The sequence below is a fragment of the Streptomyces sp. GLSS-08 genome (assembly GCF_056387915.1).
The window spans coordinates 421,407-437,062 of the sequence record NZ_JBWJAQ010000001.1; the positions used below are offsets into that span (position 1 = coordinate 421,407).

Annotated in this window: 7 protein-coding genes; 1 reads left to right on the forward strand and 6 read right to left on the reverse strand. The window is 69.1% G+C overall.

Annotated features, from left to right (window positions below):
• Positions 1-176 precede the first annotated feature (176 nt).
• From AC0ZLC_RS01670 to ngcE, 3 genes are read right to left on the reverse strand one after another with little or no spacing between them, the layout of a single operon-like run.
• Positions 177-1,097: a carbohydrate ABC transporter permease gene (locus tag AC0ZLC_RS01670; protein ID WP_476750021.1), complete on the reverse strand. Its 921-nt coding sequence runs from the start codon at positions 1,095-1,097 to the stop codon at positions 177-179.
• Positions 1,097-2,020, reverse strand: a complete 924-nt coding sequence (locus AC0ZLC_RS01675; RefSeq protein ID WP_476750217.1) for a carbohydrate ABC transporter permease — start codon at positions 2,018-2,020, stop codon at positions 1,097-1,099. The genes AC0ZLC_RS01670 and AC0ZLC_RS01675 overlap by 1 nt, the downstream gene beginning before the upstream one ends.
• 59 nt (positions 2,021-2,079) lie before the next feature.
• Positions 2,080-3,531, reverse strand: coding sequence for an N-acetylglucosamine/diacetylchitobiose ABC transporter substrate-binding protein (ngcE, locus tag AC0ZLC_RS01680; protein ID WP_476750022.1), 1,452 nt, complete (start codon positions 3,529-3,531; stop codon positions 2,080-2,082).
• 442 nt (positions 3,532-3,973) lie between these two features.
• On the opposite strand from ngcE, the gene AC0ZLC_RS01685 reads away from it, so the two are divergent.
• Positions 3,974-7,774: a GH92 family glycosyl hydrolase gene (locus AC0ZLC_RS01685; RefSeq protein ID WP_476750023.1), complete on the forward strand. Its 3,801-nt coding sequence runs from the start codon at positions 3,974-3,976 to the stop codon at positions 7,772-7,774.
• A 96-nt stretch (positions 7,775-7,870) separates the two neighbouring features.
• Here the strand turns inward: AC0ZLC_RS01685 and AC0ZLC_RS01690 are convergent, their stop codons facing one another.
• The 3 genes from AC0ZLC_RS01690 to AC0ZLC_RS01700 form a co-directional block, all read right to left on the reverse strand.
• The gene (locus AC0ZLC_RS01690) at positions 7,871-11,149 is read right to left on the reverse strand and encodes a GH92 family glycosyl hydrolase (protein ID WP_476750024.1); all 3,279 of its coding nucleotides are present in this window, start codon (positions 11,147-11,149) and stop codon (positions 7,871-7,873) included.
• A 715-nt stretch (positions 11,150-11,864) separates the two neighbouring features.
• The gene (locus AC0ZLC_RS01695; protein ID WP_476750025.1) at positions 11,865-14,699 is read right to left on the reverse strand and encodes an aconitate hydratase; all 2,835 of its coding nucleotides are present in this window, start codon (positions 14,697-14,699) and stop codon (positions 11,865-11,867) included.
• A gap of 236 nt (positions 14,700-14,935) precedes the next feature.
• Positions 14,936-15,604, reverse strand: a complete 669-nt coding sequence (locus tag AC0ZLC_RS01700; protein WP_476750026.1) for a hypothetical protein — start codon at positions 15,602-15,604, stop codon at positions 14,936-14,938.
• Between the last annotated feature and the right edge of the window lie 52 nt (positions 15,605-15,656).

Here is a 15,656-nt window from a genome sequence, read left to right on the forward strand (position 1 = left end):
CGGGTTACCGGCGTCAAGTCCTTGAGGGAAATCGGGTGCAACCCGCCGGACCGTACACGGACGTGTCGGCGCCGCCCCGGGTTCACGGGCACGACGCCGACGCGTGAGGGCACACGGCCCTCCAGGACACCGCCGGGCTGCTGATCCGCGCCGACGGACGCTGCGTAGTCACACTGCTACTTCAGCGCTCCCGCGGTCAGACCCTGCACCACCTGGCGCTGGAAGACGATGTACGCGGCGAGGACGGGCAGCATCGCCATCACGAGTCCCGCGAACAGCCCCGACCAGTCACCCTTGTACCCCTGGCTGGTCGCGAGCTCCACCAGTCCCTGGGAGAGCACCTTCTTGTCCGGGTCGGTGTTCAGCACCGTCGGGAGCATGTACTGGTTCCACTGCCCGAGGAAATTGAAGATCCCTACGCTGATCAGGCCCGGCTTGGCCATCGGCAGCATGATCTGGAAGAAGGTCCTGGTGTGCGACGCCCCGTCGACGAACGCCGCCTCGGCGATGGAGCTCGGCAGCGTCCTGAAGAACGAGGTCAGGAAGAACACCGTGAAGGGCAGCGAGTAGGCGATGTAGACGAGGATCAGACCCGGGAGCGTGTTCAGCAGCCGCATGTTGTTCAGCACGTAGAACAGCGGCACCAGGGCCAGCATCACCGGGAAGCTCATGCCCCCGACGAAGAGGTAGTAGACGAAGCGGTTGCCCGGGAAGTCGAAGCGCGCCAGGACATAGGCCGCCATCGAGCCGAGCACGAGCGTGCCGGCCAGCGAGAAGCCCACCACGATCAGGGTGTTGGCGAAGTAGTCGCTCATGTGCGCCTGCGACCAGGCACGCGACCAGTTGTCGAAGTGCAGCTTGTCGGGCAGCGACCAGGGGGAGCTGAAGATCGAGTCGTCATCCTTGAAGGACGTCATCACCGCCCACAGCAGCGGCATCACGACCATGATCGCCCAGAGGACGAGGACGCCGTGGGAGAAGACGTTGAGGACGCCTCGCTCACTGCTCTTCGCCGGCTGGAGCGCGCCCGGCGCCCTGGTCACCGGGGAGTGGTCCTGGACCGGGCCCGCCGGCGGCGGGATCTCAGTGGTTTTCATCAGAACTCCAGCCGCTCGCGCCGGCCCAGCCGCATCACGACAGCCGCGAACAGCAGCGTGACGACGAGCAGGGCGACCCCGATCGTTGTTGCGTAGGCGGCGTTCGCGTCGCGGAACGCCGATTGGTACACGTACAGCGGAAGGACCGTGGTCGAGTAGTCCGGTCCGCCGGGGCCCACCGTCATGATCTGCACGGCGGCGAACGCCTCGGCGCCGAGGGACAGGATGCCCATGTAGACCCAGCCGGACTGCACGGTGTCCCAGAGCAGCGGCAGGGTGATACGGAAGAACGTGGTGAATCGACTCGCGCCGTCGAGGAGAGCGGCTTCGTAGAAGTCCTTCGGAATGGAGGCCATTCCCGCCGAGAACAGCACCACGAAGAATCCGACGGTGCTCCACAGGAGTACCGACATCACGCACCAGAGGGCGAGCCCTGGATCGCCCAGCCAGTCGGGCTGAACACTCCCGAGACCGATGGCCTTGAACGTCCCGTTGACCACGCCGTCATTCGGGTTGTACGCGAACTGGAAGAGAAGGGCGACGATCGCGATCGAGAGCACCTGCGGGAAGAAGTAGGCGATCTTGTAAAAACCTGAACCCCGCACTCCGGTGATGGCGGCGCCTTTACGGCGCCGCCCGCCGACATTGAGCATGAAGGCGAAGAAGAGCGCGAGGCCCAGCGTCACCAGCGGCAGCAACAACGCGAATACGAGGCTGTGCTGCAACGACTTCCAGAAGACGTCGTCGTCCAGCATCCTGGTGTAGTTCGCGAAACCGACCATCTTGAAGTCGGGGCTCAGGCCGGTCCAGTCCGTGAACGAATAGTAGATCGCCTGGATGAACGGCCAGATCACGAAGATCGCGTACAAGGCCAGAGGGGTCACCAAGAACCCCGTGATGAACCGGTACTTGCCGTGTTGCATGGTCACCGACCCCGATCGTTTCGCGGGTGCCGCCGCTGATGACGCGTCCGCACGTGCTGTTACTGGTGCTTGTAGTGCTTGATGGACTGGTCCTTGGCCGCCGCGTCCGCGTACGCCTGGATCTTCTTGATGGCCTCGACCGGGGTCAGCCGCCCTGCCATCATCTCGCCGAGACCGGAGACACCGATCTGCTCCTTCTGGAGCTTCACGTACCAGTCCTGCAGACGCGGGTTGACCACGTTGTCGCCGGCCTTGTCCAGGGCCGCGACGCCGGACTTGAGACCCGGCGTCAGCTCGATTCCGTCGGTGCCGCCGTTGAACGCGGTGAGCGACTTGACCTGGCTGGTGAAGTTCTTCGACGAGGCCTCGCTGAGCATGATGCGCAGCTGCTCCATGCCGCCCTCGGGGTTGTTCGCCCTGGCGGGCACGATGAAGGGTTCACCGCCGGACGCCCAGATGGTGCCGAACGGCATCTTGTCCGAGCCGTCCAGGCCGGACGGACCGCTGACGGCCAGGTTGAAGTCCGCGGGGATGACCTTCGCGGACTCGTTCTCCACCCAGGATCCGTTGGGGATGAAGAGCGCCTTGCCCTTGGCCCACGCGGTCTGCGACTGGATGTGGTCGATGCCCGGGGTGCCCTTGAGGATGTAGCCCTTCTTGTAGAGCTCGTAGTACGCCTCGAACGCGGCCTTGACGGCCGGGTCCTTCCAGGCGTTCGGCTCCAGGTTGTCGATCCTGTCGAGGACCTCCCGGCCACCGATCTTCGCGATGAAGGGGTACAGCGAGAACGGCAGGTAGTACGGGTACTTGCCCGCGTACGTCCAGCCGGCGATGCCCTTCTTCTTCGCCTTCGCGCACAGCGCGAGCATGGCGTCCCAGTCCTCGGGATACTCGGAGTCGAGCTTCTCCAGGGCGGTCTGCGAGTACCAGACGCCGTAGACCGTGTACGCGTAGTACATGATCCAGACGGGGTCGCCGTCGAACTGGCCCATCTCGACGATGCCGGGACGCAGTGTGTCGCGGACCTTCTTCGCCGGGTCGTCGATCGACGGCGCGTCGAGGAGCGGGGTGAGGTCGGTCAGCTGCTTCTTGCCGACGAGTACGCCCATGTCCATCTGCTGGGCGCCCGAGTTGTCGATCAGGTCCGGCGGCGTGCCGCCGTTGAACTTGGGCTGCAGCTCGGACTGGATCTTCTGGGTCTTGTGGAAATCGATCTTGACCTTCGGGTACGCCTTCTTGTACTCGGCGTTCGCGTCCGTCGCGTACTTCGTACCGAAACCACCGTCGAAGATGACGACGGCGAGCGGGGCGGTCGCGTTGACGCCCAGCGGGTTCTTCGTCGTCTTCTTGCCGGTCTTGGCCTTGTCCTCGGAACCGCTGTCCCCGCTGGCACACGCGGACAGGAAGCTCATCGTCGGGACGGAGATCAGGCCGAGCGCGGCGGACCGCTTGATCAGTGCGCGGCGGCCGACACCTTCGGTGTTGCTGTTCTCGGCGGAAGTGGATCCCATGCTCAAGTCCTCGCCTTCTCCAGGACTCAGGCGGTGAACCGGATCCTCCCCGGCACCGCGGTGTGGTGAAGCTGGGGTTGTGCGTGGGGGATTCAGCTGGACGGCACGGCGTTCGGCGCACTGGGCGCGGTTCGCGACATCGAGATTCCCCCCGGGGCCTGCCTGCCTCCCGACCATCGGAGACGGCGGAGCAGATGCCGACAGGTATAGTCCACTTCCCGTCGGCGGAGCAAGATCGAATGCAGGTTTGCCCGTGGGTCTTTTCCGAGTTGAGACCTCACGGAAATATGGGGCGCCTGTGCACTCCCACAGAGGGAAATCCTTGACATCAGGCCCGAATGCCGCATCCAACACCCTTGACATCTCTGGCAACTTGACTCCCTACTGGTCCTTGCGCAGCGAAATTGACAACGTTGTCCAAGCGCAGGGAGGGTGCTCGCGCATGCAGAGAACTCGGCTCAGACGGGGTTCCACGGCGGTCGTCGCAACGGCCGCCTTCGCTCTGGTGGTGGCCTCGCAAGGCGCCGCCGTCGCGCGGCCGGCCGAAAGGGCGGCCGCCGACCAGGAGTTCGCCTCCTCTTTCGAAACAGCCGATCCCGCACCGGACTGGCTGAACACGGTCGATACCGCACCGGACGGGACGAAACGCGCCTCCGGGGTCGACGGCGGCTACAGCAGCGGCATCCCGGGCAACGTCAGTGATCACGTCACGGACGTCCGGGCCAGCGGCGAGAACGCGGGCGGCGGCGAGGTGAAGGAGAACCTCGTCGACGGGGAGTCGAGCACCAAGTGGCTCACCTTCGCGCCCACCGGCTGGGTGGAGTTCGACCTGGACGCCCCGGTCAAGCTGGTCACGTACGCGCTGACGTCCGCCAACGACCACGACGAGCGCGATCCGAAGGACTGGATCCTGCAGGGCTCGGCGGACGGCAAGGACTGGAAGGACCTGGACAGCCGCTCGGGCGAGTCCTTCCCCGCCCGGTTCCGGACGAAGTCGTACGACCTCGCGGCACCGGCCGAGTACCGGCACTTCCGGTGGCAGGTCACGAGGAACAACGGCGCCTCGGACGCCACGCAGCTCTCCGACCTCCAGTTCTCCGTCGGCGGCAGCGACGACCCGGCGCCGAGGGACATGCTCTCGCTGGTGGACCGCGGCCCGAGCGGCTCCCCGACCGCGAAGGCGGGCGCGGGCTTCACCGGCAAGCGGGCCCTGCGCTACGCGGGTACGCACAAGGCGGACGGCCGCGCCTACTCGTACAACAAGGTCTTCGACGTGAACGTCGCGGTGGGCCGGAACACCGAGCTGTCGTACCGGATCTTCCCGTCGATGGCGGACGGCGACCGGGACTACGACGCCACCAACGTCTCCGTGGACCTCGCGTTCACGGACGGCACCCACCTCAGCGGCCTGAAGGCGACCGACCAGCACGGGTTCGCGCTGACCCCGCAGGGCCAGGGCGCCTCGAAGGCCCTGTACGTCAACCAGTGGAACAACGTCCGCTCGCGGATCGGGTCCGTCGCCGCGGGCCGGACGGTGGACCGCATACTCGTCGCCTACGACTCCGCCAAGGGGCCGGCGAAGTTCCGCGGCTGGCTGGACGACATCGCCGTGCGGGCGGTGGCGCCCGAGAAGCCGAAGGCGCACCTGTCGGACTACGCGCTGACGACCCGCGGCACCAACTCCAGCGGGGGCTTCTCGCGCGGCAACAACTTCCCGGCGACGGCCGTGCCGCACGGCTTCAACTTCTGGACGCCCGTCACCAACGCGGGCTCCCTGAGCTGGCTCTACGACTACGCCCGCGCGAACAACTCGGACAACCTGCCCACCATCCAGGCGTTCAGCGCGAGTCACGAGCCCAGTCCCTGGATGGGCGACCGGCAGACCTTCCAGGTGATGCCGTCCGCGGCGTCCGGCGCCCCGGACACCGGTCGCACCGCCCGCGCGCTCGCCTTCCGGCACGAGAACGAGACGGCCCGGCCCTACTACTACGGGGTCACGTTCGAGAACGGGCTCAAGGCGGAGATGGCGCCGACGGACCACGCCGCCGCGCTGAGGTTCACCTATCCCGGCGACGACGCGAGCGTCGTCTTCGACAACGTGACCGACCAGGCCGGTCTCACCCTCGACAAGGAGAGCGGGACCTTCACCGGCTACTCGGACGTGAAGTCGGGGCTGTCCACCGGGGCGACCCGGCTGTTCGTGTACGGCGTCTTCGACGCGCCGGTGACGGACGGGAGCTCGTCGGGCGTCAAGGGCCACCTGAAGTTCGAGCCGGGCGCCGACCGCTCGGTCACCCTGCGGCTGGCCACCTCGCTCATCAGCATCGACCAGGCGAAGGACAACCTGCGCCAGGAGATCCCCGAAGGCACCTCGTTCGGCACGGTGAAGACGCGGGCGCGGCAGCAGTGGGACAGGATCCTGGGCAAGGTCGAGGTGGAGGGCGCGACCCCCGACCAGCTGACCACGCTCTACTCCAGCCTGTACCGGCTGTACCTCTACCCCAACTCTGGTTTCGAGAAGGTCGGTTCGAAGTACCAGTACGCGTCGCCGTTCTCGGCGATGCCGAACCCGGACACGCCGACGCACACCGGGGCGAAGATCGTCGACGGCAAGGTGTACGTCAACAACGGCTTCTGGGACACCTACCGGACCACCTGGCCGGCGTACTCGCTGCTGACGCCCGGTCAGGCCGGGGAGATGGTCGACGGCTTCGTGCAGCAGTACAAGGACGGCGGCTGGACCTCACGCTGGTCGTCTCCCGGCTACGCGGACCTGATGACCGGCACCTCGTCGGACGTGGCGTTCGCGGACGCGTACGTGAAGGGTGTCGACTTCGACGCGGAGTCGGCGTACCAGGCGGCCGTGAAGAACGCCACCGTGGTGCCGCCCTCCTCCGGCGTGGGCCGCAAGGGCATGTCGACCTCGCCCTTCCTCGGCTACACGAGCACGGACACGCACGAGGGCCTGTCGTGGGCGCTGGAGGGCTACCTCAACGACTACGGCATCGCGAAGATGGGCCGGGCCCTCTACGAGAAGACCGGCAAGAAGCGGTACAAGGAGGAGGCCGCGTACTTCCTCAACCGGGCGCAGGACTACGTCAACCTCTTCGACTCCGAGGCCGGCTTCTTCCAGGGCCGCGACGCGAAGGGCGACTGGCGGGTCGAGTCCTCGAAGTACGACCCGCGCGTGTGGGGCTACGACTACACCGAGACGAACGGCTGGGGCTACGCGTTCACCGCGCCCCAGGACAGCCGGGGCCTGGCGAACCTGTACGGCGGCCGCGGCGGCCTCGCGGACAAGCTCGACACCTACTTCGCGACGCCGGAGACGGCCTCGCCGGAGTTCGTCGGCTCGTACGGCGGTGTCATCCACGAGATGACGGAGGCCCGTGACGTACGGATGGGCATGTACGGGCACTCCAACCAGGTGGCGCACCACGTCAATTACATGTACGACGCGGCGGGCCAGCCCTGGAAGACGCAGAGGAACGTCCGCGAGGTGCTCTCACGCCTCTACACGGGCAGCGAGATCGGCCAGGGCTACCACGGCGACGAGGACAACGGCGAGCAGTCGGCCTGGTACCTCTTCTCCTCCCTCGGCTTCTATCCGCTGGTGATGGGCAGCGGCGAGTACGCCGTCGGCTCCCCCCTGTTCACTAAGGCGACCGTGCACCTGGAGAACGGCCGGGACCTGGTGGTCAAGGCGCCGGGGAACAGCGCGAGGAACGTGTACGTGCAGGGCCTGAAGGTCAACGGCAAGAAGTGGAAGTCGACCTCGCTGCCGCACTCGCTGATCGCCAGGGGCGGGGTCCTGGAGTTCGACATGGGCTCCCGGCCGTCCTCCTGGGGCTCCGGCAGGAAGGACACGCCGGTGTCCGTCACCCAGGACGACAAGGTGCCCGCACCGCGGGCGGACGCGCTGAAGGGTGACGGCGCGCTCTTCGACAACACCTCGGCGACGGACGCGAGTGTGACGTCGGTGGAGCTGCCGGTCTCCGCGCGCACCAGGGGAGTTCAGTACACACTGACCTCGGCGGACCGCACGAAGGCGCCGACCGGCTGGACCCTGCAGGGCTCCTCGGACGGCACCCGCTGGTCGACCCTCGACAAGCGCTCCGGCGAATCCTTCGGCTGGGACAGGCAGACGCGGGCGTTCTCGGTGGCGGCCCCGCGGTCGTACACGCACTACCGCCTGGTCCTGACCGGTGAGGCGACGCTGGCGGAGGTGGAACTGCTGTCCTGACGCACCTCCTCCACGGGAGCGGGGCGGCACGGAGACTTCCTCCGTGCCGCCCCGCGGCGCGTCGGACGCACCCGGGGTGTGCCGGACGCTCGTGGGTCAGCCGACGGCGACCGTGAAGACGTGCAGGTCGTCGTTGCGCGGCAGCCGCACGCTCCTGATGGTCCGCCCGGCCGGTGCCTCGAAGGGCTTCGTGGCGAAGACGTACGTCGCCACCGGGTCCTTGCCGGCTCCCGCGACGTTCCGGTACTGGGCCCTGGCGACGACCTCGTTGCCGTACTGGACGGTGCCGCCTCCGCCGCCGACGGTCCAGTCGGTGAGGGCGAGGTCGACGGTGTCCGTGCCGCCGTCGGTGTAGGTGACCGTCGCCTCGGCACGCTGGTTGCCGTTGACCGCGCTCCCGACGAAGCTCACTCTGGCGACCGCGTCGGGAAGTAGTACGGTCTGGCCGGCCGCCGTCGCGTTGTCGGGGCGGCCCGCCGGGGAGTCGGGCCAGGTGAAGGAGAGGCCCCCGGACACCGTGCCCTGCCTGCCCGGCGTCAGCCCCGCGGCGGCCAGCGCCTGGCGGGAGTAGCTCCAGCCGCCGCCGTCGTAGTCCGCCTCGTCGTGGTCCCCCTCGTCGTCCGAGACACCGGTGTTGTCGTAGGCGGCGAGGAGCGAGCCGGGCGCCGCCACCGTCAGGGCCACCGGCTGCTCGTACGAGGTACTGCCGGAGGTCACGGTGACCTTGACGTCGTAGAAGCCCTGCCGGGCGGTGTCTGCCGCGGTCAGGACGATCCGCTGGGCGCCGCCGGTCACCGTTCCCTGTGCCGGGGTGGCCGTCACGCCGTCCGGCACGTCCACCCAAAAGCGCACCTCCGGGCCCGCGCCGCCGCTCAGCGCCAGCGCCCTGACACCGAGTTCGGTGCTGCCGCCCGGCGCGAGTGTCGCCGTCGTGGGACCGACGCCGATCTGGTAAGGCTGCTCGCCCGTACGGAAGGACGGCGGGGCGTCGGCCGCGGCGCTGCCCCACGCCGTGTCGGGGGTGCCGCTGAGCGTGTAGTCGAGGGTGCCGCCCGTGCGGACGAAGGAGGCGGGCAGCCAAGGGCGGTCACTGGAGCGGCCGTCGACCTTCAGCGAGTGCACGTACGGAGCGTCCGGCGCCGCCCCGGCCGCGCGGATCCTGATGTCCCCACCGCCGGGGCGGGAGATCTCGACGCGCGGGAACAGCGGTGACGCCAGCACCAGTTCGGACCGGGAGGGGACCTGCGGATACATGCCGAGCGAGGAGAAGACGTACCAGGAGGACATCTCCCCCAGGTCGTCGTTGCCGGGGATGCCGCCCGGCTGCGTCGACCAGAGCTGCCGCACGGCGGCCCGGACGGTCTCCTGCGTCTTGTACGGCGCGCCCGCGTAGGCGTAGAGGTAGGGGACGTTGATCGACGGCTCGTTGTCCAGCTCGGACTTGTCGCCGCCGCTGCCCGTGAGGGCCCAGCCGCCGTCGGCGTCGTGGAAGAAGGTGTCGAGGCGGTCGAGCGCCTCGGCCCGGCCGCCCATCGCCGCGAAGAGACCGGCCGGGTTGTGCTGCACCATCCAGGTGTACTGGGCGGCCGTCCCCTCGACGAAGCCGTTGCCGGTGGCCGGGGTGAAGCCCGTGACCCAGCTGCCGTCCGCCTTGCGGTTGGCGATGTAGCCGCCGGTGGTGTCGGCCGCGAGGTTGAAGTTGTTCTGCCACCACTGGGACCGGCCGGCGAAGGTCCTCGCGGTCCGCTTCTCCCCCGCCGCGGCGGCCAGTTGGGAGATCGCGAAGTCCGCTCCGGACATCTCCAGGGTCTCGGCCGCACCGCCCCAGGCGTTGGAGACGGACGGCATGTAGTGGTGCTTCAGGTACTTGTCGAGGGAGGGCCGCTGGCCCACCGACAACACCGGCTTGCCCGCGGGCGACAGATCCTTCTCCGTCGGCACGGTCGCCGCCCTCACCAGCGAGTCCAGTGCCCCGCGCAGGTCGAAGCGGGTGCCGCCGAAGGCACGGATCCCGGCGAGCGCGGCCGGCGAGGGGTCGCCGTTCATGACGTGGGTCCCGCTCGCGCCGTGCAGCCAGCGGTCCCAGATCCCGCCGTTCTGCCGGGCCAGCTGGAGCAGTGACTGCGCGATGTCGGAGCCGACGTCCGGGTCGAGGAGGGTCAGCAGCTGGACCTGGGAGCGGTAGACGTCCCAGCCGGAGAAGGTGCCGTACTGGGCCCGGTGACCCCGGCCGACGGCATGGACCTCGCCGTCGCCGCCCCGGTATCTGCGGTCGGCGTCACTGATGACGTTCGGGTGCAGGAGGCAGTGGTACAGCGCGGTGTAGAAGGTGGTGCGGTCGGTGTCGCTGCCGCCGCCGACCCTGATCGCGCCGAGGCGTTCCCGCCAGGCGCGCCGGGCGGCCTCCCGCACGGACGCGAAGGACCGCGACGGCGGATTCTCCGCCGCGAGGTTCGCCGCCGCGCCCGCCCGGTCCACGTACGAGATGCCGACCTTGACGTGCACGGGGCCCGTGCCGGGCGCGAACTCCACGTAGCCGCCCGCCCCCTTGCCCGCGACGGGCCGTCCGCCGTCGGCGAAGCCTCCGGTGCCGCCGCTCGCCTCGGTGGCGCCCGGGCTCAGCCTGTCGTCCTTCCAGGTGCCCGTCTCCTCGAAGTCCCGGTCGAAGCGGGCGGTGAAGTACAGGGTGTAGTAGCTGCGCCGGCCCTCCGGGGCGAGGTAGCCGCAGAAGTCGCCGGACGTGACGGACCCGGAGACCGTGCGCGTAGCCGGGTCGATGCGCAGGTCCGAGTCGGTGGACCCGACCTCGGAGTTGGCGGTGCGGATGAGCATGGAGGCGGGTTTGTCCGCCGGGAAGGTGAAGCGGCCTGAGCCGGTGCGCGCGGTCGCGGTGAGGTCGGCGGTGACACCGGAGGCGAGGGCGGCCTTGTAGTGGCCGGGTTCGGCCTTCTCGTCGGTGTGCTTGAAGTCGGCGGCGTACACCGCGTCCTTGGTGTCGCTCGCCGGGGAGGACGTCACCTGCCCGGCGTACGGGAAGAACGGGATGTCACCGCTGCCGCCCGCACAGCCGGTGCCGGACATGTGGGTGAGGCTGAAGCCCCGGATGCGGGTGGCGTCGTAGTGGTACCCGCCGGGCGCGGCGGTGCGGGTGGCGTCGCCGCGGGTGTTCTCGGGGCTCCAGGAGAGCATGCCGAAGGGGACGACGGCGCCGGGGAAGACGTTCCCGCCGTTCCTGGTGCCGATGAGCGGGTCGACGTAGGCGGTCGGGTCGCGGACGAGGTCCGGCGGGCCGGACGCGGGGGCGGCCAGGGCCGGAGTGGCACCGCCGGCCGCCAGGGCGACGGCGAGCAGCACGGATGACGGACGGAAACGCATGACGCGGCCCCTCCTCCTTCGGACGGGTCGCGCACCACGGGTCGCACAAGCCGCAGGGACAGTAGCGTGCGCCACCGGTACCACGGAAGACCGCGTCCGGGGCCACCCGGCACGCGGCAACCCGGAGTGGGCTGCCCCGATTCGCGTCGGGGCAGCCCACTCCAGTACGCACGCCCTCCCCGGTCCGGCGCCCACCCCGTGGCGGAGAACCGTTCGTGACCTTCGGTGCAACTGGCTTGACATCGTTGTCCGTTGAGGCGGTAGAGTCATGTACAGACCATTCGACAACGTTGTCGCACACCACGGTCGCCACAAGCCACGCACCACCCCGGGCCGGCACTCCCCCCTTCGGCCGGCCCGGGCTCGCGGACCGGGTGAGTCCAAGCAGCCACCCGGTCCGCCCCGAGCCGTCGACCGCCCGAGGGGCGGTGCGGACGGGCGAGGCGGGGACGGCCCCTCGGGGCGGGTTCCGGTCCGCCACCATGGGAGCGCTCCCACCCCACGGGGAAGTTAGCGCGCACGGGCACCGCTGTAAACGGCTGTCACACGATGGAACCCCACCCTGCACACCTCTCGCACCGGAACGCACGAGAACCGCTCCCGCCCGTCGGGGCGAGGCCGTCCCGGCGAGCGGCGAGGGCCGCACCCCCGTCCTGCGGGGATGCGGCCCTCGAACTGCGTGCGGAGGGGCCTCGTGGTGGGCCTCCCGGTCCGCCTACTTGCGGATCAGGCTGCGCAGCACGTACTGCATGATGCCGCCGTTGCGGTAGTAGTCCGCCTCGCCGGGGGTGTCGATGCGGACGACCGCGTCGAAGTCGACGCCCGTGTCGGTGGTGACCTTGACGGTGCGCGGCGTGGTGCCGTTGTTCAGCTCCTCGACGCCGGTGAAGGAGAAGGTCTCCTCGCCGGTGAGACCGAGGGACTCGGCGGTCACGCCCTCCGGGAACTGGAGCGGCAGGACGCCCATGCCGATGAGGTTCGAGCGGTGGATGCGCTCGTACGACTCGGCGATGACGGCCTTGACGCCGAGGAGCGCGGTGCCCTTGGCGGCCCAGTCGCGGGACGAGCCGGAGCCGTACTCCTTGCCCGCGAGCACGACGAGCGGGATGCCCTGCTCGATGTAGTTGCGCGAGGCGTCGTAGATGAACGACACCGGGGCGCCGTCCTTGGTGAAGTCGCGGGTGTAGCCGCCCTCGGTGCCCGGCGCGATCTGGTTGCGCAGGCGGATGTTGGCGAACGTGCCGCGGATCATGACCTCGTGGTTGCCTCGGCGCGAGCCGTAGGAGTTGAAGTCACGACGCTCCACACCGTGCTCGGTGAGGTACTGGCCCGCCGGGGTGTCGGCCTTGATCGCGCCGGCCGGGGAGATGTGGTCGGTGGTGACCGAGTCGCCCAGCTTGGCGAGGACGCGCGCGCCCGTGATGTCGGAGACCGGGGTGGTCTCCATCGTCATGCCCTCGAAGTACGGGGGCTTGCGGACGTAGGTGGACTGCGGGTCCCACTCGAAGGTGTTGCCGGTCGGGATCGACAGCGCCTGCCACTGGGCGTCGCCGGCGAAGACGTCCTGGTAGGACTTGTTGAACATGTCCTCGCCGATGGCGTTCGCCACGACCTCGTCGACCTCGGCCTCGGTCGGCCAGATGTCCTCGAGGAAGACCGGCTTGCCGTCCTGGTCGGTGCCGAGCGCGTCCTTGGTGATGTCCACCTTCATGGAACCCGCGAGGGCGTACGCGACGACCAGCGGCGGGGACGCCAGGTAGTTCATCTTGACGTCGGGGTTGATCCGGCCCTCGAAGTTGCGGTTGCCGGAGAGCACCGAAGTCACGGCCAGGTCATGGTCGTTGACGGCCTTGGAGACCTCGTCCGGCAGCGGGCCGGAGTTGCCGATGCAGGTGGTGCAGCCGTAGCCGACGAGGTTGAAGCCGACCTTGTCGAGGTAGGGGGTCAGGCCCGCCTTGTCGAAGTAGTCGGTGACGACCTTGGAGCCCGGCGCGAGGGTGGTCTTGACCCACGGCTTGCGGGTCAGGCCCTTCTCGACGGCCTTCTTCGCGACGAGCGCGGCGGCGACCATCACGTAGGGGTTCGAGGTGTTGGTGCAGGAGGTGATCGCGGCGACGGTGACGGCGCCGTGGTCGATCTCGTACGTCGAGCCGTCGGGGGCGGTCACCGTGACCGGGCTGGACGGCACGGTGGCACCGGTGACGGCGGCGTGCTCGGGGGCGCCGGCGCCGTTGTCGTCGTTGCCGTAGGCCGGGGCGTCGCTGGCCGGGAAGGACTCGGAGCTCGCCTCGTCGACCGGGGAGGCCACACCGTGCGGCTTCTCCTGCGCGGGCACGCCCGGCTTGCGGTCGTCGCCGCCGGTCACGCCGGCCTCGACGTAGTTGAGGACGTCCTGCGCGAACTGCTCGGCCGCGTTGGCGAGGACGATGCGGTCCTGCGGGCGCTTCGGACCGGCGATCGAGGGGACGACCGTGGAGAGGTCGAGCTCCAGCTTCTCGGAGAAGTCGGGCTCGGCGGCCGGGTCGAGCCAGAGGCCCTGCTCCTTGGCGTACGCCTCGACGAGGGCGACCTGCTGTGCGTCGCGGCCGGTCAGGCGCAGGTACTTCAGCGTCTCGTCGTCGATCGGGAAGATCGCGGCGGTGGAGCCGAACTCCGGCGACATGTTGCCGATGGTCGCGCGGTTGGCGAGCGAGGTGGCGGCGACGCCCTCGCCGTAGAACTCGACGAACTTGCCGACGACGCCGTGCTTACGCAGCATCTCGGTGATCGTGAGGACCAGGTCGGTGGCGGTGGTGCCGGCCGGGAGCTCGCCGGTCAGCTTGAAGCCCACGACGCGCGGGATGAGCATCGAGACCGGCTGGCCGAGCATCGCGGCCTCGGCCTCGATGCCGCCGACGCCCCAGCCCAGCACGCCGAGGCCGTTGACCATGGTCGTGTGCGAGTCGGTGCCGACGAGGGTGTCGGGGTACGCCTGGCCGCCGCGGACCATGACCGTGCGGGCCAGGTGCTCGATGTTGACCTGGTGGACGATGCCGGTGCCCGGGGGGACGACCTTGAAGTCGTCGAAGGCGGTCTGGCCCCAGCGCAGGAACTGGTAGCGCTCCTTGTTGCGGCCGTACTCCAGCTCGACGTTCTGCGCGAAGGCCTCGTGCGTGCCGAACTTGTCGGCGATGACGGAGTGGTCGATGACCAGCTCGGCCGGGGAGAGCGGGTTGACCTTCGCCGGGTCGCCGCCGAGCTCCTTCACGGCCTCGCGCATGGTGGCGAGGTCGACGACACAGGGCACGCCGGTGAAGTCCTGCATGATCACGCGCGCCGGCGTGAACTGGATCTCCTGCGACGGCTGCGCCTGGGAGTCCCAGCCGCCGATCGCCCGGATGTGGTCGGCGGTGATGTTCGCGCCGTCCTCGGTGCGGAGGAGGTTCTCCAGCAGCACCTTCAGGCTGTACGGCAGGCGGGCCGAGCCCTCCACCTTGTCCAGCCGGAAGATCTCGTACGACTCGTCGCCCACCTGCAGCGTGCTGCGGGCGTCGAAGCTGTTCGCCGACACGACAGTCTCCTTCATATATGTGCGCGTACCCACCGCAATCCTGCCGCCACGACGGCCGGCCGATCCGCTAAGGTAAGGCTAAGTTAGGTAACCCTTACCTGACGTGGCGGCTACGGGGCGCCCCGGCAGATATCTCGATGTCGAGATAACTCTAGTACATGACCCCTGCGCGCGACCAAGCACGTACCCCTGTCATGCCCCCTCATCGTCATACGGGGCGCACAGGTGCACCAGCGCTACAGCGACGGGACGGCCCTCAGCCCGCCTTCGTCGGCGCAGCGCAGCTCCTTCGCCATCGCGAGGGAGAAGGAGTGGGCGACGGTCGCGTAGGCGCGCTTCAGCTTCCGGGGGTCGCCCTCGGGCTCGTGGAGCACGTCCGGGTTCTCGACTTCGACGGTGATGTGGTCGGCTTCGGAGGGGGACTCGTCCTCGGCGCGGCAGGCGAAGGAGACGAAGGCGCCGTCGGTCGCGCCGCCCGCCCGCTCACCCATCGGGAACAGGGTGAACTTCGACGCGGAGGGCCCCTTCGGGGCGGTGTCCCACGTCTCCCAGGTGAGGCGCAGCTCCCCGACAGGGGAGTCGTACGGCGGGTAGATCCGGCAGATGTCGCCGTTCGCCCTGGCCGTGGAGCCGATCGTGCCGGACAGCTCCGCGGCGGCGGCCGCGACCGTGGCCTTCTTGTCCGAGGGTTCGAACCGGTCGGAGCCGGTGATCACCTCCAGGGCCTTGCCGGCCTCCTTCGACACGGCCGAGCCGCCGCAGAGTTCTTCCGCGTCCGCGACGAAGCCGGGCGTCGGCGCCGCGGTCCCGCCGTCGCCGGAGTCGCAGCCCGCGACGGCGAGCACCAGGAAACCGGTCACGAGCGCGCAGCGGACCCCGTGTGTGGTGGTGCGGGTCGTCATCATCAGAGTCCTTCTACGTTCCACGTGAGCGATGCCGGGGAGTGGGGGAAGCGGT

Excerpts from the sequence above, each read along its gene's own strand:
- AC0ZLC_RS01670 (WP_476750021.1), bottom strand. The coding sequence starts at position 1,097 with ATGAAAACCACTGAGATCCCGCCGCCGGCGGGCCCGGTCCAGGACCAC.
- AC0ZLC_RS01675 (WP_476750217.1), bottom strand. The coding sequence starts at position 2,020 with ATGCAACACGGCAAGTACCGGTTCATCACGGGGTTCTTGGTGACCCCT.
- ngcE (WP_476750022.1), bottom strand. The coding sequence starts at position 3,531 with ATGGGATCCACTTCCGCCGAGAACAGCAACACCGAAGGTGTCGGCCGC.
- AC0ZLC_RS01685 (WP_476750023.1), top strand. The coding sequence starts at position 3,974 with ATGCAGAGAACTCGGCTCAGACGGGGTTCCACGGCGGTCGTCGCAACG.
- AC0ZLC_RS01690 (WP_476750024.1), bottom strand. The coding sequence starts at position 11,149 with ATGCGTTTCCGTCCGTCATCCGTGCTGCTCGCCGTCGCCCTGGCGGCC.
- AC0ZLC_RS01700 (WP_476750026.1), bottom strand. The coding sequence starts at position 15,604 with ATGATGACGACCCGCACCACCACACACGGGGTCCGCTGCGCGCTCGTG.